Raw genomic sequence first — 16144 nt, 5'->3', positions numbered from 1 at the left:
AATGTTATTTGTCTTTTAATGAATTGTTGCTTAGCAGCATTACTGCCTCTTTAGTATTCGCGATAGTTGTTAACAACAGGTTAATGATCCAGTAAGTTTTGATGGCAACTTATTAGTAGGTTTTTAGCCAGCTCTTCATCATTGACCGCCCTAGAAATGGCCAAACCGCCAATCATCATAACAGCTACTTGCATACTCCTTGTTCTATCCAAATCACCGTTTCTACGCTGTAAGTGAGCGGTTAAATGTTTTAAAAATCCTTTAAAGACGAGGGTGTAAGCATCTCTAACTTGCTCATCTCGCTGAGTGATATCGGTTGCTAAAAATGCCAAGGGGCAGCGGAAATGTTCTCCTTGTCGGTGCTCCATGCTGAGATAAAACTGAACAAGTTGATCGAGGCTTGGTGCTTCGGGGTTATCAGGGTTGAGCTTATCTCCGGTCTGAATGGCTGCTGCAATAATTGCTTCTGCATAAAGTTCTGACTTTGAATTGAAATGAGCGTAGAAAGCACCACGGGTTAACCCTGCGTCTTTCATGACATCGTTAATACCAACATGGTCAAAGCCTTGTTTTGTGAAGAGCTTAGCTGCGCTTCTCAGGATCTTCTGGCGGGTGTTATGTTTGTGTTGTTCTTTCCATGCCATGGGTGTGCACCTGTTTTTGAGTAGTGTGCCGTATAAACAAAATATGATCTTGAACATATTTTGTTTGTTTATAGAGTGTAGGCAAATTCACTCTGATTCAAGGAGAATCTCATGACGCCACAGATCGAAATAGTAGGCCCTCAGTTCAGTACTTTTGTTCGTTCCGTGATGCTATGTTGCGAGGAAAAAGGAATTGCATACCATGCTGGCATGCAGCTTGAGGGGCAAGACGTTGAGTTTAAAGGAGAGGCTCACTTAGCGATAAACCCACTAGGGAAAGTGCCGGTTATCCACCATAAAGGGCGCTTCCTTTATGAAACGGGGCCAATTTGTCGTTATCTAGATAGTGCTTTCGAAGGTCAAGCGTTACAGCCTCAAGACCTATACGCAAAATCAATCGTAGATCAATGGTGCCAAGTGATATCCACTCAGGTAGATCGCGTGATTGTGCGTGATTACCTGTTAGAGTTTGCTTTTCCAAAGGGAGAGAATGGTGCTATTCGAATGGATAAAGTGGCCGATGCGCAACCTAGCGTAATAGCGGTGTTGGGTATTTTAGAGCAACAAATTGGAGATCAAGCGTTTATATGCGGTGATCAATTCACGATTGCGGATGCCCTATTAATTCCTATGTTGGATTATTTAGTTGGCTTGCCCCATGGAGAACAGTTGCTAAGACCTGACATGCGATTGACATCCTACATTGGGAGAATGCAAAAGCGGGCATCGTGTCAAAACGTGCTGCCCAAACCTGCTAAGCCAAAATAACGCAGGCTGCACCAGCAACAATTAAGGCGAGCCCTAATAAATCTCTCCGGCTCAGACGCTCTTTAAACCATCGTGCAGAAATGAGTAGGGTGAAAAGGATTTCGACTTGCCCAAGCGTTTTTACCAGCGCAACCGTTTCTAAGCTCATGGCAGCAAACCAGCCTAGCGAGCCAAGGCAGCTGAACAGACTGATGGATAGGGTTAATTTAGGATGTTGCCATAGAGCAGAGAGTGTTGATGGTTCTTTTAATATTAACCACGTCAGTAGCATCAAGGTTTGCGTGCTGATTACGAACAAGAGCACCCATGCAGCATTATAAGGAAAATCAACCTCCAACATTAGGCTGGCTTCCCTTACCCACAGGGTGGTTAGTGCAAAAGCTAAGCCGCTGCCCACTCCCAAACCTACTGTGCTAAGTGAAATCTGTCTAAGCGAGCCGGTGTTACTCATCAGCCACACGGCCACTGCACCGATGATAACGCCTGCCCATGCTAGTGAGGAAAGTGGCGCACTGAATAATAAAGCGCCGAGGGTCGCTGCGATAACGGCTTCACTTTTAGCAAGCCCGACTCCGATTGCGTAATTTCTAAGGCGAAATAGCATGACCATCAGCGCGGTAGCTATAATCTGCGAGATGGACGCAAGTAAAACGGTATAAAGAAACGTATGACTGAAACTTGGGATTGGCGCCGATTTATATTGGTATAGCCCCCATAAATAGATACCTGCAATGGGGCTGGCGTAGATGAAGCGGGCAAACGTGACTCCAGCAGTAGAAACCTCCTTGCTTAGTTCGTTTTGAAATGCATTACGCCATGACTGCATGAACGCGGCAAACAATGTAAAAGGGATCCACAGCATAACCTTGCCTTACTTCTTAAAGAGCGAGCGGCGTAAGGCTGGGCGCGCAGGCATGTCTGGTTCTTCATGCACTGCAGGGGGGGCAGGCTTTTTGGGTTTGTTAGTTGTTTTTTTCTTACTGCGTTGAGTGGGTTTCGACTTTTGTTTATTGATGGACTTACTGTCTTGCAATTCACCATTAATAAATGTGGGAACGGCCTGAATGGGGATTTGTTTGTTGATTAACGCGACAATGGCGACAAGAAAGCGCTTTTCATCAGGGGCCACTAATGAGATGGCCATCCCTTTTTGTCCCGCACGCCCGGTGCGCCCAATGCGGTGAACATAGGCTTCCGCCTGATTAGGCAGGTCATAGTTGATGACTCTGGGTAACGATTCAATATCCAAGCCCCTTGCAGCGACATCGGTTGCGACCAATACTTGGATCTCATCATCCGTAAAAGCTTGCAGTGCAGCTATACGCTCCTTTTGATGCTTGTCTCCATGGATCGCCATAGCTGTGATCCCTTCTTGTTGTAGGTAGTCTGCTACTTGATCCGCTCTGCGTTTGGTGCGAGTGAATACCAGAGTACGAGACCAGTTGCCCTCTTTTATCATATAGCTAAGAATGTCGGCTTTATCCCCATTATCAACGCCATAGGCTCTTTGCTTTACTTGGCTGGTAGTTGAATTTCGAGGGGTTACACTGAGGCTAACCGGATCGTTAAGCAGGGTGTCGGAGAGTGCTTCAATACCCTCATTAAAGGTGGCAGAAAACAAAAGGGTCTGTTTTTTATCGGGGGTGTAGCTGAGGATTTTTTTAATATCGTGAATAAAACCTAAATCCAGCATACGGTCCGCTTCGTCGAAAACCAGTATCTCCAAGGCTTCCAAACTCAGTTTCTTCTGTGCCAGCATATCTAAAAGCCGACCTGGTGTTGCAACGAGAATATCCGCACCGCGCTTCATTTTTCGAATTTGATTGTCGAAACGAACGCCTCCGTAAATAGAGATAACACGCATACCTAACGTCGTACCATAAGCTAATGTGTTATCTGCGACCTGAATAGCCAACTCTCGGGTAGGCGTTAATATAAGCCCGCGAATAGGGTGGTATTCAGGTGGGGCGGGGTGTTTGCTGAGCCGCTCTATCATAGGTAAAGCAAAGCTGGCGGTTTTGCCTGTGCCGGTTTGCGCTTCGGCCATGACATCTTTTCCAGCCAACACTAGCGGAATGGCCTGCGTCTGTATCGGTGTAGGCTCTTGGTAACCTAGCTCTGACAATGTGTATTGCAGTTCGGGACACAGGTTGAAGTCAGCAAAAGAGGGCATGGATAACGTCCATCAGGATAAACAGGGTGCCAAGCTTACCTCAAAGTGAGAATTGGGGCGATATTGGCTTGACACGGAATAGAATTAGGTTTCAAATGGCTGTTCGTTTTTTGAACGAATTTTAAATAAACCATTATTAAGTCTGACTCTGATGATCACGATGTATACACAGCCGACATCTCGAATTATCGCCTCCAATAATCATTGGAAGCGTGCCTTCGCTTGTCCGTGTGCTCTGATCTGATTTTTCAACTGGCCGCGGATATCTTCGCGGCTGATGGTATTTCTCCCCTTTTTACCTCCCTCGAAGCTATCTCCGGTGTTTTTAACAAGGAGATATATGATGACTTTACTCAGCCTTTTGACTGCTGGATACCGTAAGCTGCAGCGTAAAATTGCTCAGCAGTATACTTATGACTCGATGGAGCACCTGGACGAGCATCTGCTAAAAGATATCGGCATGGTACGCAGGGGGAATCGAATTGTCGCTTTAGGCGTTGATGAATCCTTTCCTTCCATTACTTCAGAGACTGACCCAGTAAAAACCACGGCAAGCCCAGCGGTGCCAGTACGGCCTTGCTGTCAGGATAGCGGGGGGTAGCTTGGCCAAGGCGACAGGGTGTTGCTATGGCCATAATAGGGCTAAGGTATGCAGGAGCGTTCCTTAGCCTGACAGTAAAGCTTTTTTAGTTTTACTGGGAACTGTCATCTTCAGGTTATACTCTACTTAAGTGGGACTGATTTCGGCCCCAAAAAATTCATCAATAGAATTAAGGAGTCCTACTGCCATGGACGTTACTTTGCTTTATTGGCACTGGCTAGTGTTTGGGATGTTGCTAATGGCAGCAGAGATCTTTATACCCAGCTTTACGATTCTTTGGTTTGGTTTGGGGGGGATTGTCGTTGCTGGATTGTTGATGATCAGCCCTGATATAGCACTCAGTTGGCAATTGGCGACTTGGGCTGTAGCATCATCGATATTTGCTGTTATGTGGTTTCGTGTCGTTAAACCTAAAATGACAGATCGCACAAAAGCCGGTATTGCTCGCGAAGCCATTGCAGGTGAGAGCGGACAAGTCATCCGAAAGCCAACAGAGCATACCCGGGGTATTGTGCGCTTCACAACACCGGTATTAGGTGACGATGAGTGGGAATTCATTTGTAGCAGTGAGGTGGCATTGGGAGATCGAGTCTTCATTATCGAGCTATCCGGTAACACATTGCTAGTAGAAAAACGTTAATAGGATCTTAGGAGTAAATCGATGGAAGGTTTGGCAATTGCTGGTGTAGTTCTCTTTGTTGTGATGCTGACACTGGCTATGGGGGTCAAGATTGTGCCTCAAGGAAGTAAGTTTGTTATTCAACGTCTCGGTAAATACAGCTCAACCCTAGGGCCAGGGTTGAATATAATTGTGCCCTATATCGATCAGGTGGCTTATAAAGTGACCACGAAAGATATTGTGATGGATATCCCTTCTCAGGAAGTGATCACCAAGGATAACGCGGTGATCATCGCGAACGCCGTGGCTTATATTAACATTGTGGCACCTGAAAAAGCCGTTTACGGTGTTGAAGATTATATTTTGGCGATTCAGAATTTAGTACAGACCTCGCTACGTTCTATCGTCGGCGAGATGGGATTGGATGATGCGTTATCCTCCCGTGATCAAATTAAAGCCAAACTAAAAGCTGCAATTTCTGATGATATTTCAGATTGGGGTATTACGCTTAAAACTGTTGAAATTCAGGATATTACGCCATCTGATACGATGCAGCAGGCGATGGAAGAGCAAGCGGCTGCTGAGCGTCAACGTCGTGCAACGGTTACCCGTGCCGATGGTGAAAAATCAGCTGCTATCCTTGAAGCAGAAGGTCGTTTGGAAGCTTCTAAGCGTGATGCTGAAGCGCAAGTGGTATTAGCGAAAGCAAGTCAGGTGTCCATCGGGAAAGTAACTGAAGCCATTCAGGATAATGAATTGCCGGTGATGTATATTCTTGGTGAGAAGTATGTTGATGCCCTGCGTGATGTGGCTAACTCTTCAAATGCGAAAACCATTATTCTGCCTGCTGACGTACCTGGTGCCATCCGCGGCATGATGGGGGCGATGAAAGGCCGAATGTAGACTTTAGATTAATCCGCTGTTCATCACTATGTTAGAGAATACCTGCACTTATATTATTATAAACTGAGGGCTATGCTGTGAGCTTAATGAAGGAGTTTAAAGAGTTTGCTGTTAAAGGCAATGTGATGGATATGGCGGTTGGTATTATCGTAGGCGCTGCTTTCGGTAAAATCGTCTCCTCTTTTGTGGGTGATGTTGTGATGCCACCTATCGGTGTTATGCTGGGCGGCGTGAACTTCACGGATTTGGCTGTTATTTTAAAAGAAGCGGTAGGTGAGCAAGCGGCTGTTACCCTGAATTATGGGAAATTTCTGCAAACGATTATCGATTTTCTGATTGTGGCAGCCGCTGTTTTTGTTGCAGTGAAGACCATTAACTCTTTGAAAAAGAAAGAAGAGGAAGCGCCTGCAGAGCCGGAAGCTGAGCAGGAGCCTTCGAAAGAGGAACTGTTGCTGACTGAGATCCGTGACTTATTAAAATCTCGCAGCTAATATTTCACTCTGGTGTAAAAGGTGCGCTCTGACGCACCTTTTTTGTTTGTATGCCTATTGATTGATCTCGGAGTCTGTATGTACGAGCCTGAATCACCCTGTATCCGGCACTGCTGTCTAAACCAAGAAGATACCTGCATTGGTTGCTTTCGAACGTTGCAGGAGATAAAGGCATGGTCTGCAGCAACGCCAGAGGAAAAGCAATCGATCCTTGAGCGTGCGCACAACCGCAAATTGAACGCAGTGCGCACCTCAAATACTAAGTAATTAAATCAGCTCGCCTCTGGCGGGATAATTATTTTTCAGAACAAAATCAATTGCACCGAGTATCTCTTTGAAGTGAGGGCGTGCGAACGGCATAGTACTCACCTGACTCCAGTAGAGTGTTTTATCAGGCTGGATGAGAAAAAGCCCCGGTTCTGAGAAGTTCTCAGGCTCTTCAACGCCAATTGATGTAAGTCCTCGACCTGTCGATCGGAATAAGCCCCAGTATTGGGCTTGCTCTTTAGTAAGGCTGTGCCCGATCTCCAGTTGATCTATAGCCCATTCGGTTTGAGCTAAATGCGCTCGCTCCTTGGAGTCGCTACTGATTGCAATCACGCTAATACCTTTTTGCTCGAACTCTTTGAATACTCTATTGAGTTCCTGAATATAGCTCTTGCAGATCGGGCAGTGGTAACCCCTATAAAAAGCCAGCAGCGTAAAATGCGTCGGGTTTTGATCATGTAAAGACCAACTCCCGCTTAGGGTTTCGATAGTAAGGTCGGATACGGCTTGTCGTGGGATGAGTGGTTTCATAGGTTTGCTCCATCACTTGAAAAGGCCATCTTAATCTTTACTGATGTATTTTTGGTATGTAAAATTCTGTTAATTTATATCAGATCGTACGGTTTATTATGGATAGACTTTCTTCATTACTTTCTTTCTTTTCGCCTCGGGCAGAGTTTGTTCGCTGCTTTCACGGGGAGGGTTTGTCCTATGACCAGAGTGAGCCTTATCCCATGTCGGATATATTTCTACTCTATGAAGGGGAAGCTGAGTTTTTCTGTGAAAACCAGCGATATGCGTTACATTCTGGTGATTTGATATGGGTGGCGCTAGGGAAGCCTTTTAGCATAAAAGGTAAAGGTTCCGTCGCGTGGGTTCAGGCTAGGCTCGATTTTGGGCAAGTGAAAAACAACCCTTTGTATTATTCATTACCCGCTGTCGTGCAATTAGAGGGAGGAGGGCAAGATGCCGATCTTCAGCCTATTATTGCATTGATGTTAGAAGAGGCCAGAAAAGAACGATGCGGCCATCAAACAGCGGTGAATCGCTTAGCGGAGGTTTTGCTAATACATATCCTTCGTTTTGTTATAGGTTCGATGCAGATGGAGCAAGGTGTTCTGGCTGGCCTTAGTGATCTTCGATTGGCTCGGGTTTTGACTCAGATACATGAAAACCCAAGCCTGCCTTGGACTTTAGCACTCATGTCTAAGACAGCGGGCATGTCGAGGACCTCTTTTAGTCAGCGTTTCAAAGCAGTGGTTGGCATATCTCCAGGGGAGTATCTGAAACAGTGGCGCATGCAGCTTGGACACCAATGGTTGGGCGAAGGAGAGTATAGCGTAGGCCAAGTGGCAGATAAGTTAGGGTATCAGAGTGAGACTGCTTTTCGCCGGGTGTTTCGGCAAGTGATGGGGGAACCGCCGGGAAGCGTGCGACGGAAAGCAATTATTAGATAAAAATATACTATCATTTTGTTTGTTTTTATTAATTTTTAAAATTGAATGTTTCCTCCTAAACTAGTCCCATAAATAACAGTAAGCCAGTTTGGAGAATGAAACATGTTAGACAATAGAGAAGGACAATGCGTACCCGTCGTAAGCTTTCCAACGCGCCAAGGAAACGATTGGGTTACGGTGACAACCGATGAACTGTTTGCAGGTAAAACCGTTATAGTTTTTGCGTTACCAGGGGCCTTTACGCCTACCTGCTCAAGTACCCATTTACCCCGATACAATGAGTTAGCACCTGTTTTTGCTGAAAACGGTGTTGATGACATCATCTGCTTATCCGTGAATGACACGTTTGTGATGAATAGTTGGGCAGAAGATCAAAAGGCTGAAAACATCACGTTTATACCGGATGGCAATGGTGAATTTAGCGAAGGTATGGGAATGCTGGTAGATAAGGCAGAACTGGGCTTTGGAAAGCGTAGCTGGCGCTACTCTATGCTGGTAAAAGATGGCGTTATCGATAAGATGTTTATCGAGCCAGATGTACCAGGCGATCCATTCCAAGTGTCAGATGCAGACACTATGCTAGCGTATATCAATCCTAACGCGAAGCAGCCAAAACGAGTCACTTTGCTGACCAAGCCCAGCTGTTCGCACTGCACGCGTGCTAAAAAAGTACTCAAAGAACAAGGCTTTAAGTATGAAGAGATTGAACTGGGTAAAAACGGTGTCAGCTTTTCAAGCCTGAATGCACTCTCTGGTCAGGGCACTACGCCTCAGGTGTTTATTGACGGCCAGCATGTTGGCGGTGCTGATGAGTTGGAAGCTTGGTGTAAAGCGAACGTCTAATAGCTTCTCTTCTGAATGGCTCTGTTTTATCAGAGCCGTTCACTCCTTGGTTTAATCTTTTCGCTTCTCTGTTAAGCTGGCAAAAACGTCAGATGCGGAGGAAGGATGACCACAAATTATACCCTTGCTATGGAAGAGTTGAAGTCACTCTTACGTGACCGTTTAGATACGTCTACCAGTGTGCGTACTCATCACTCTCAGGATGAGTCTTTCCATCAAGCAGCCCTTCCTAATGCTGTTGCCTTCCCTAAAAGTACCTCAGAAGTCTCTGAGATTGTGCGTGTCTGTATGCGCCACCATATGCCGATTATTCCCTTTGGTACAGGTACGGCGATGGAAGGTGGGATAAACGCCTATTCAGGAGGGCTCTGCATCGATATGTCGCTCATGAATAAAGTACTGCGTGTTTCTGCAGAAGATATGGACTGCACGGTGCAAGCGGGTGTAACTCGCAAACAATTGAATGAATACCTTCGCGATCAGGGCATGTTTTTCCCTGTTGACCCTGGCGCAGATGCTTCAATAGGTGGAATGGCAGCTACTCGTGCATCAGGAACAAATGCGGTTAGATATGGCACGATGCGCGAGGCTGTTTTAGCGTTAACCGTTGTGATGCCGGATGGGAGAATTGTGAAAACCAGTAGTCGGGCTAGAAAATCGGCTGCTGGCTATGACTTAACGCGCCTATATGTTGGTTCGGAAGGGACGTTGGGGGTTATTTGTGAAATTACGTTGCGCCTGCACGCTATTCCCCAGGCGATATCCGCAGCGATATGCGACTTTGAGCTTTTAGCCGGTGCGGTTGATACGGTGATTCAAACGATACAGATGGGCGTTCCTATTGCACGGATTGAGCTACTTGATTCTGTGGCGATAGATGCTGTTAATCATTATAGTCAAACGCATTATCCACTGCGACCTCACCTCTTTATGGAGTTTCATGGAACAGAGGCAGGTGTTGCGGAACAGGCCGATATTGTACGTGAACTGGCTACTGAAAATGGTGGTAGCGATTTCAAGTGGGCTATTAATACAGAGGATCGTAATGCCCTGTGGCAAGCCCGCCATGACTTAGCCTATGCTGCCCGGGCTATGCGGCCCGATGCACGTATTTTTTCTACAGATGTGTGTGTCCCTATATCTCGTTTAACCGATTGCATCCTAGAAACCCATAAAGATATTTCAGGAGTGGGTATGGCGATGCCGCTTGTGGGTCATGTAGGTGATGGCAACTTTCATGTGGTGCCTGCTGTGAACCCAAATGATCCTATAGAGATGGCGCAGATAGAGGCGTTTCATCAGCGGCTTATTCGGCGAGCACTGAGCATGGGGGGAACCTGTACAGGAGAGCATGGCATTGGTGTAGGGAAGAAGCAATTCTTGGAGGAGGAGCTACCAGCAGGTGTTGAAGTGATGAAGTTGATCAAAACCGCTTTGGATCCAGATAACTTAATGAATCCGGGTAAGGTTCTGTGATCGCGAGTGTGTTGTCTTTTTCTCAGTCATTTTAAAAAGTTGTCTATAATGACTAAGATTCATTCACTCACATAAATTAGGTGGTATGAGAATCGCTATATTAGAGGCACTAGGAGAATGAGACTCCTTTCAGATGCTCGGCAATTACTATTGAGCAACCCTATTATTCCTGCGTTCATAGTGGTGGGTACAGTCTTGCTGATTGCTTTTCTTTTTATCCAGCTAGAAACTCATCGCTTAATCGGAGAGGAAAAGCTCAAGGCTTCAGGTGTGTTGAGCACCTTAAGAGCACGACTAGAGGGTGAAATTAATGGCAATATTTCTGTACTTCGCTCTCTGAAAGCCGAGATTGCAGCTAATCCTTACATGGGGCAGGTTACGTTAGAGCGTTTAGCGGTAGAGCTTTTACGGGATAACCAGCAAATCAAACATATTGCGTTGGCTCCTGGACTGGTCATTAAAAACATATACCCTCTTAAGGGGAATGAACGGGCTTTAGGACTGGATTACTCCGCTAATGAAAGCCAGTCAGGCTCGGTAATGAAAGCTGTCAGAGAAAAACAGATAGTGATTTCTGGGCCGCTGACGTTAGTTCAAGGCGGAGAAGCCTTGATAGCTCGTACCCCTATTTACCTAGAACATGAGGCTGAACCCAAACTGTGGGGAATTGTATCTGCTGTTATTAATTACGACACATTTCTAGAAAGTTCTGGCATTGTTTCAGAACAAGATGACTTTTCCCTGAGTATCAGAGGACGTGATGGTACAGGATCCGCCGGCGCTGTTTTCTTAGGCTCAGAATCATTATTTGAGCAAGATGCGTTGCTTACTACCATTAATCTACCTTCGGGTAGTTGGCAAATGGCGCTATTGCCCAAACAGGGATGGTCTGCGCCAACAGGGCAACTATGGTTGATGTGGGGAGGAGCCTTTACGGTTGCGCTCATCTTAGGTTTGGCAGCTTATCTGTTTATTATTGTATATCAGCAAAAAAATGAGGCGATGCAAACAGCCAACTACCGGGCTAATTATGATTTCCTGACAGGTTTGCCTAATCGTTACTTTTTCACGCAGCGGCTGTTTGTGCTGATTAAAGAGATGCGCAGAGAGCAGTTAGATTTTGCTGTATTCTTTATTGATATAGATCGCTTTAAGCAGATTAATGATAGTTTAGGCCACACGGCTGGCGATGCGTTATTAGTGGATTTTGCCAATCGTCTAGTCAAATCATCAAGAGATACGGATATTGTGGCGCGATTAGCAGGGGATGAATTTGTTATCGTGTTACGCAACGTTGGTGATGTCATTCAGGCTGATTTGCTGGCTGAAAAACTCCAAAAAGTGATTCAGCAGCCCTTCTTTCTTGATGGACGACAGCATCTTATGACAGCCAGTATCGGCATAGCGATGTATCCTGTAGATGGCGCTGATGTTACGGCTTTATTATTGCACTCAGATCAGGCGATGTATGCTGCTAAGAGAGCGGGGCGAAATACCCACTTCTTTTTCAACGAAGGAATGCGTGAAGCTGCAGAACATCACTTATTGATACATGCGGATATTCAGCGTGGAATGGCTGCTGAGGAGTTTGAACTCTACTATCAGCCAATACTAAACATTCGAACTCAGAAAATAGATAAATGCGAAGCGTTGATACGCTGGAATCATCCTGAAAAGGGCTTGGTTATGCCAGATCGCTTTATTTCTGTGGCGGAGAAGACAGGTATCATTCGTGAGTTAGGCAATTGGATTCTACGGCAGTCATGTAAAGACCTGCGTACCTTCTTAGAGGCGGATATTGATATAAAGCTATCCGTTAATCGTTCTGTTAGTGAGTTTTATTCCTCTAAAGCTTATGAAACATGGAAGGGTATTTTTAGTGAGAATAGCGTAGATAGTAACCGCTTTATTTTTGAGATCACTGAGTCACTATTCATGGATGGCCACTCTTCTCAAATGAATACTATCTCTGCTTTAAGGAAACTAGGCGTCCAGTTTTCAATTGATGATTTTGGAACAGGCTTTTCTGCAATCAATTATCTGAGAAATTATCCAGTCGATTACCTTAAAATTGATAAAAGCTTTGTTAACGACCTCTTAAATGATGACCAAGATAAAACCTTGGTTGAGGTTATTATCAAGATGGGGCGCGCATTAGGTATAGCTGTTGTAGCAGAAGGCGTTGAGCAGGATGAACAGTTAGCGGTTCTGGAAAGCTTAGAGTGCGACTATATGCAAGGCTACTTATTAGCGAAACCAATGCCGTTATCACAGGCTATCCCTTTTATTCATATGCATGAAGCAAAGCAGTGGGGAGTCGAGAGTTCCCCACTTTAAGAGAACCGCTCAAGGTTTGCGCTTAAAGGGTGCAAAACCATCATCAATGGTTTTGCTAGGCGCGGCTCGATTAGAAGGGCGCTTACCGGCTGGAGCTTTAGCAGGCTTTCGATTGGCGGCTGCTTTTTTATCGGTCTTTTTCTTTTTAGAGCCTGCTGCTTTACCGGAGGCTTTAAGCTTTTTGGGCCCTGTATAGCTACCCTCTAATCCCGGTATTACCCGCTTTTCAAAGCGTGTTTTCAGGTATCTTTCGATACTGGACATCAGATTCCATTCGGTTGGGCTGATCAAAGAGATGGCTAAGCCTGTTTCTCCTGCCCGACCTGTTCGGCCTACTCTGTGAGTATGATCATCGCCACTTCTTGCCATCTCTACGTTGATAACCAGATCAATCCCTTTGACATCGATGCCTCTGGCCGCAACATCGGTAGCGACTAGCACATCAATTTTCCCTAAATGCAGTAGCTGCATAACATGCTGCCTCTGCTCTTGGGTTAAATCCCCTTGAATTACGCCAGCTCGAATATCATGGTAGCGTAGATAGCCGTTTAGCCGGCTTGCATTGGTTTTGGTATTTGTAAAGACAATGGCCTTTTCGAACGACTCGTTTTTAAGTAGCCAAACCAATTGCTTGTCTTTGAGTGCGGTGTCATTTGCTAATATGATTTGTTGTTTTATATTTGCTTGCGTCTCTCGGTGACTATTCAGTCGAAGGGTCAGTGGTGAATGCAGCGATGCGGTGATGACAGAGTGCATGCCTGTGTGGCCAAGTGTAGCTGAGAAAAGCATGGTTTGGCGTGTCGTTGGGCAGCTTTTTGCTATTCGTTCTACATCTTCTTGGAAACCCATATCCAGCATGCGATCAGCCTCGTCCAGAATGAGGCATTCTACATCCGAGAAGTCTAAAGACTTTTTATCTAAATGTTCTATCAATCGTCCCGGAGTTCCTACAATAATTTCCGGGTTTTTGCGCAGCCTTGCAGCTTGTGGTTTGAATGTTTCTCCGCCGCAGACAGTATCGGCGTTAATAAAAGTGAACTGCCCAAGGGACTCAATATGTTTCATGACCTGTTGAGCAAGTTCCCGCGTAGGTGTCAGGATTAAAGCGCGGGTGCCACTATTCGGGGCGGAGTCTGAGAGTAGGCGGTTGAGTATAGGCAAAACAAAGGCTGCTGTTTTACCACTACCGGTTTCTGCGGTAACCAATAAATCTTTTCCCTCCATGGCGGGTGGGATTGTTTCCGCTTGAACGGGTGTTGGTTGGCTAAAAGAAAGTGCCTCCAGCGCTTTTAGCAGACGGGCATCTAAGGAAAAATCGGTAAACACTATGCACAACTCTCTGAAGATAAGATCCAGACAGTATGCTAACAGAAAGCAGCGTTTAGGGAGAGGTTAATAAAGAGTAAACGGCGACAGAATAGGGTGTCGCCGTTATTAGAGTGCTTAGTAATGAATAGCGCGAGGCAAGTCTTTAGCTTGAGCTACCCAGTCTTCTACTTGTGAGGTGCTTGGCATCTTCTCGGCAAGTTTTTTGTCGTCATTAATTTCGACCATTTTTGCATGTAAATTCGCACCGTTACGCTGTGCCAACTCGGGTACAGTGTCTACACCCGCAAGCTCAAGTAGGTCAGCATATACGGTGCTAACGCCTTTGATTCGGGCTAGATCAGCACGATTTAACCAACCTAAAATCTCTTTTTCGTCAATACCTGTGCTGCTTGCGACCTCTTTACGGCCTTTTTTATCACCACAGACTTCTAGAAAACTCTCTTGCGTCGTAGCACCGGCAGCTTTTAGTTTCTCGGCGTTTGCGTCGTTAATGCCCTTGATATCGGTCAGTTTGGCCATGCTTATATTCCTCGGATTTATACAAACAGTCTTGGTTGATTGTAACCCTGTTACCTGAATGGTAACGAAACAGCGACGTTATTTATTGTTGTGCCCAGTTATCCTAATAGTTAATCCGTTCATTTGCCAGTGGGGCTAGGTAGGTGGATCTACTTTGTCGGAGGTAGAGGTATTGATTCTGAACCAACCCGCAATGCTTAACCGCTCACGTGCGGTGGGAATAACTTCGTGAGGGAACTCTTCACTCAAAAATATGACGAGCGTTCCAGCATCTGGCAGCACCGATTTAATCAACGAGCCTTTTGAGTTATAAAGAAGAAGATGCCCTTGGTCTTCTTCGCGCCAGTGCTTGTTGAGATAAAGAACCGTAGTAAGTACTCTGTTTGACTGTCCCTTAAAAGCATCGACATGTTTTTTGTAAAAGCCGCCAATAGGATAATTGGCAAAATGAGCTTCATAATCAAATAACCCCAAATAAAGGCGCCTATTAATAGCTACACGTAAGAGCTCCATTTCATTCAGATAGATTGCTTGTGCTTGATCTGTGCCAGTTATCCAGTGGATAGTATCATTGCGGATGACTTGGTTAATTTGGTGGTCGTCACTTCTACCAATCCCTGCTGACTGAAACTGAGGCTTTGAGTCTTGGGCGGTGAGTGTTAGTTCATCGATGAGTCGTTCAGGTAGAGCATTTGTCTTAATATAATACCCGCAGTGGGCAAGGCTTTCGGTAATTTCATTGGACCAAGCATCTTCGATTAGAGATGCAAGCGGGGAAGATAAAGGCTGGCTGTCCAAATAGTTATTGCTCCCAAGGCAAAAAAGAGAGCTAAGAATAATTGAACTTGAAATGACTGTCGCTAAAAACTGTATTTCATCGCTTTTTAAATAGGATATTGCTTGTGAATAACCACCTAATTCCAGTACTTGTACTGAGCTTAGTTTTGGCGGGGTGTTCAAGCCAAGGTGAGCGCAGGGGAGTTAATGACAGTATACGGATTCAAGTGATTAACTCCCAACTCAACACTTATTTTGATGATTGGAGAGGGACGCCATATCAGTACGGAGGGCAAGGACGTTCGGGGTTGGATTGCTCTGCTTTTGTAGCCAATGCCTATCGAGAATTGTTTGGTGTGGTCCTCCCAAGAACAACTGAGCAGCAAGCCAGTGCTGGGCGCGCAGTCGCCGCGAGTAAGGTTCAACCGGGAGACTTAGTTTTGTTTAAAACGGGGTTCTTCGATCGCCATATAGGTATTTATAACGGAAATGGATCTTTCATACATGCATCCCAATCCAAAGGGGTGACCCGATCGCGTTTAGATAACCCTTATTGGCAAAGAGCGTTCTGGAAGGTGGTTCGCCCTGTTAACCTTGATAATTAACGGAAGGTGCGTTCAAGAATCGTCCAACTAGCCTGAAGTCGCGGCTGTATAGGAATGATGCGACTTACTAAGAGGTTATACACACCTTGTAAATAGGGTTACACAGAGCAGCTGGTGATAAAATCCAATAAAATATGCAAATGCTATTGATAATGATTCTCGTTTTTAATATTATGTCTTGGCTCGCAAGTTATACCGCACTAGTCAAAATCTATTGCGGTATGCTTCACTCAATCATCAGAAAGCCCTTATCTTTCAGGTGATTACACGGTTCTTGTCATTAGGGGCTGATTCAGCCCCCTTTTTTTAGCTCCAATAGCTATCTAGGTGCTTAT

General features: G+C 45.4%; 18 protein-coding genes. 11 read left to right on the top strand and 7 right to left on the bottom strand.

Annotation, left to right across the window (positions count from 1 at the left end; translation table 11 throughout):
• Nucleotides 1-80 precede the first annotated feature (80 nt).
• A complete protein-coding gene (locus tag F0U83_RS14190) occupies nt 81-644 on the bottom strand; it encodes a TetR/AcrR family transcriptional regulator (RefSeq protein ID WP_138987892.1) in 564 nt (187 codons plus the stop codon).
• Between the two features lie 111 nt (nt 645-755).
• Between F0U83_RS14190 and F0U83_RS14185 the strand changes: the two genes are divergently transcribed.
• A complete protein-coding gene (locus tag F0U83_RS14185) occupies nt 756-1412 on the top strand; it encodes a glutathione S-transferase family protein (RefSeq protein ID WP_138987891.1) in 657 nt (218 codons plus the stop codon).
• On the opposite strand, the gene F0U83_RS14180 is transcribed toward F0U83_RS14185, so the two are convergent.
• Together F0U83_RS14180 and F0U83_RS14175 are read right to left on the bottom strand one after the other, a co-directional pair.
• Nucleotides 1399-2274 (bottom strand): DMT family transporter, encoded by an 876-nt coding sequence (locus F0U83_RS14180; RefSeq protein ID WP_138987890.1) that lies wholly within the window; start codon nt 2272-2274, stop codon nt 1399-1401. The two genes, F0U83_RS14185 and F0U83_RS14180, sit on opposite strands and share 14 nt — an antisense overlap.
• Before the next feature lie 9 nt (nt 2275-2283).
• Nucleotides 2284-3585, bottom strand: coding sequence for a DEAD/DEAH box helicase (locus tag F0U83_RS14175; protein ID WP_138987889.1), 1302 nt, complete (start codon nt 3583-3585; stop codon nt 2284-2286).
• A gap of 340 nt (nt 3586-3925) precedes the next feature.
• Between F0U83_RS14175 and F0U83_RS14170 the strand changes: the two genes are divergently transcribed.
• From F0U83_RS14170 to F0U83_RS14150, 5 genes are all read left to right on the top strand, one after another.
• Nucleotides 3926-4186 (top strand): hypothetical protein, encoded by a 261-nt coding sequence (locus tag F0U83_RS14170; RefSeq protein WP_138987888.1) that lies wholly within the window; start codon nt 3926-3928, stop codon nt 4184-4186.
• A gap of 187 nt (nt 4187-4373) precedes the next feature.
• The gene (locus F0U83_RS14165; RefSeq protein ID WP_138987887.1) at nt 4374-4826 is read left to right on the top strand and encodes an NfeD family protein; all 453 of its coding nucleotides are present in this window, start codon (nt 4374-4376) and stop codon (nt 4824-4826) included.
• Between the two features lie 21 nt (nt 4827-4847).
• Nucleotides 4848-5708: an SPFH domain-containing protein gene (locus F0U83_RS14160; protein ID WP_138987886.1), complete on the top strand. Its 861-nt coding sequence runs from the start codon at nt 4848-4850 to the stop codon at nt 5706-5708.
• Between the two features lie 86 nt (nt 5709-5794).
• Nucleotides 5795-6199, top strand: a complete 405-nt coding sequence (mscL, locus tag F0U83_RS14155) for a large-conductance mechanosensitive channel protein MscL (RefSeq protein WP_338036389.1) — start codon at nt 5795-5797, stop codon at nt 6197-6199.
• Nucleotides 6200-6277: 78 nt separating this feature from the next.
• Complete coding sequence (locus F0U83_RS14150) at nt 6278-6466, top strand: DUF1289 domain-containing protein (RefSeq protein ID WP_138987884.1); 189 nt, start codon at nt 6278-6280, stop codon at nt 6464-6466.
• Here the strand turns inward: F0U83_RS14150 and F0U83_RS14145 are convergent, their stop codons facing one another.
• Nucleotides 6467-6997, bottom strand: coding sequence for a peroxiredoxin-like family protein (locus F0U83_RS14145; protein ID WP_138987883.1), 531 nt, complete (start codon nt 6995-6997; stop codon nt 6467-6469).
• Between the two features lie 98 nt (nt 6998-7095).
• Between F0U83_RS14145 and F0U83_RS14140 the strand changes: the two genes are divergently transcribed.
• The 4 genes from F0U83_RS14140 (at nt 7096) to F0U83_RS14125 (ending at nt 12579) form a co-directional block, all read left to right on the top strand.
• On the top strand, nt 7096-7923 hold the full coding sequence (locus F0U83_RS14140; protein WP_138987882.1) for a helix-turn-helix domain-containing protein: 828 nt from the start codon (nt 7096-7098) through the stop codon (nt 7921-7923).
• 102 nt (nt 7924-8025) lie between these two features.
• Nucleotides 8026-8766 (top strand): glutathione peroxidase, encoded by a 741-nt coding sequence (locus F0U83_RS14135; RefSeq protein WP_138987881.1) that lies wholly within the window; start codon nt 8026-8028, stop codon nt 8764-8766.
• Between the two features lie 105 nt (nt 8767-8871).
• On the top strand, nt 8872-10242 hold the full coding sequence (locus F0U83_RS14130) for an FAD-binding oxidoreductase (protein ID WP_138987880.1): 1371 nt from the start codon (nt 8872-8874) through the stop codon (nt 10240-10242).
• Between the two features lie 117 nt (nt 10243-10359).
• Nucleotides 10360-12579, top strand: coding sequence for a bifunctional diguanylate cyclase/phosphodiesterase (locus tag F0U83_RS14125; protein ID WP_138987879.1), 2220 nt, complete (start codon nt 10360-10362; stop codon nt 12577-12579).
• 9 nt (nt 12580-12588) lie between these two features.
• Here the strand turns inward: F0U83_RS14125 and F0U83_RS14120 are convergent, their stop codons facing one another.
• From F0U83_RS14120 to F0U83_RS14110, 3 genes are all read right to left on the bottom strand, one after another.
• Nucleotides 12589-13905 carry a DEAD/DEAH box helicase gene (locus F0U83_RS14120; RefSeq protein ID WP_138987878.1) on the bottom strand — a complete coding sequence of 439 codons (1317 nt, stop codon included), beginning with the start codon at nt 13903-13905 and terminating at the stop codon, nt 12589-12591.
• Between the two features lie 117 nt (nt 13906-14022).
• A complete protein-coding gene (locus F0U83_RS14115; protein WP_138987877.1) occupies nt 14023-14427 on the bottom strand; it encodes a DUF4332 domain-containing protein in 405 nt (134 codons plus the stop codon).
• 135 nt (nt 14428-14562) lie between these two features.
• A complete protein-coding gene (locus F0U83_RS14110; protein WP_246077787.1) occupies nt 14563-15225 on the bottom strand; it encodes a 2OG-Fe(II) oxygenase in 663 nt (220 codons plus the stop codon).
• Between the two features lie 104 nt (nt 15226-15329).
• Here F0U83_RS14110 and F0U83_RS14105 point away from each other — a divergent pair, with 104 nt between their 5' ends.
• Nucleotides 15330-15809, top strand: coding sequence for an NlpC/P60 family protein (locus F0U83_RS14105; RefSeq protein WP_138987876.1), 480 nt, complete (start codon nt 15330-15332; stop codon nt 15807-15809).
• Nucleotides 15810-16144 lie beyond the last annotated feature (335 nt).

The organism is Neptunomonas concharum (genome assembly GCF_008630635.1).
Taxonomy (GTDB): domain Bacteria; phylum Pseudomonadota; class Gammaproteobacteria; order Pseudomonadales; family Balneatricaceae; genus Neptunomonas; species Neptunomonas concharum.
This window is presented reverse-complemented; position numbering and strand designations above follow the sequence as displayed.

Coding starts and splice junctions, on each gene's coding strand:
- F0U83_RS14190 (WP_138987892.1), bottom strand. CDS start 644: ATGGCATGGAAAGAACAACACAAACATAACACCCGCCAGAAGATCCTG.
- F0U83_RS14185 (WP_138987891.1), top strand. CDS start 756: ATGACGCCACAGATCGAAATAGTAGGCCCTCAGTTCAGTACTTTTGTT.
- F0U83_RS14180 (WP_138987890.1), bottom strand. CDS start 2,274: ATGCTGTGGATCCCTTTTACATTGTTTGCCGCGTTCATGCAGTCATGG.
- F0U83_RS14175 (WP_138987889.1), bottom strand. CDS start 3,585: ATGCCCTCTTTTGCTGACTTCAACCTGTGTCCCGAACTGCAATACACA.
- F0U83_RS14170 (WP_138987888.1), top strand. CDS start 3,926: ATGATGACTTTACTCAGCCTTTTGACTGCTGGATACCGTAAGCTGCAG.
- F0U83_RS14165 (WP_138987887.1), top strand. CDS start 4,374: ATGGACGTTACTTTGCTTTATTGGCACTGGCTAGTGTTTGGGATGTTG.
- F0U83_RS14160 (WP_138987886.1), top strand. CDS start 4,848: ATGGAAGGTTTGGCAATTGCTGGTGTAGTTCTCTTTGTTGTGATGCTG.
- mscL (WP_338036389.1), top strand. CDS start 5,795: ATGAAGGAGTTTAAAGAGTTTGCTGTTAAAGGCAATGTGATGGATATG.
- F0U83_RS14150 (WP_138987884.1), top strand. CDS start 6,278: ATGTACGAGCCTGAATCACCCTGTATCCGGCACTGCTGTCTAAACCAA.
- F0U83_RS14145 (WP_138987883.1), bottom strand. CDS start 6,997: ATGAAACCACTCATCCCACGACAAGCCGTATCCGACCTTACTATCGAA.
- F0U83_RS14140 (WP_138987882.1), top strand. CDS start 7,096: ATGGATAGACTTTCTTCATTACTTTCTTTCTTTTCGCCTCGGGCAGAG.
- F0U83_RS14135 (WP_138987881.1), top strand. CDS start 8,026: ATGTTAGACAATAGAGAAGGACAATGCGTACCCGTCGTAAGCTTTCCA.
- F0U83_RS14130 (WP_138987880.1), top strand. CDS start 8,872: ATGACCACAAATTATACCCTTGCTATGGAAGAGTTGAAGTCACTCTTA.
- F0U83_RS14125 (WP_138987879.1), top strand. CDS start 10,360: ATGAGACTCCTTTCAGATGCTCGGCAATTACTATTGAGCAACCCTATT.
- F0U83_RS14115 (WP_138987877.1), bottom strand. CDS start 14,427: ATGGCCAAACTGACCGATATCAAGGGCATTAACGACGCAAACGCCGAG.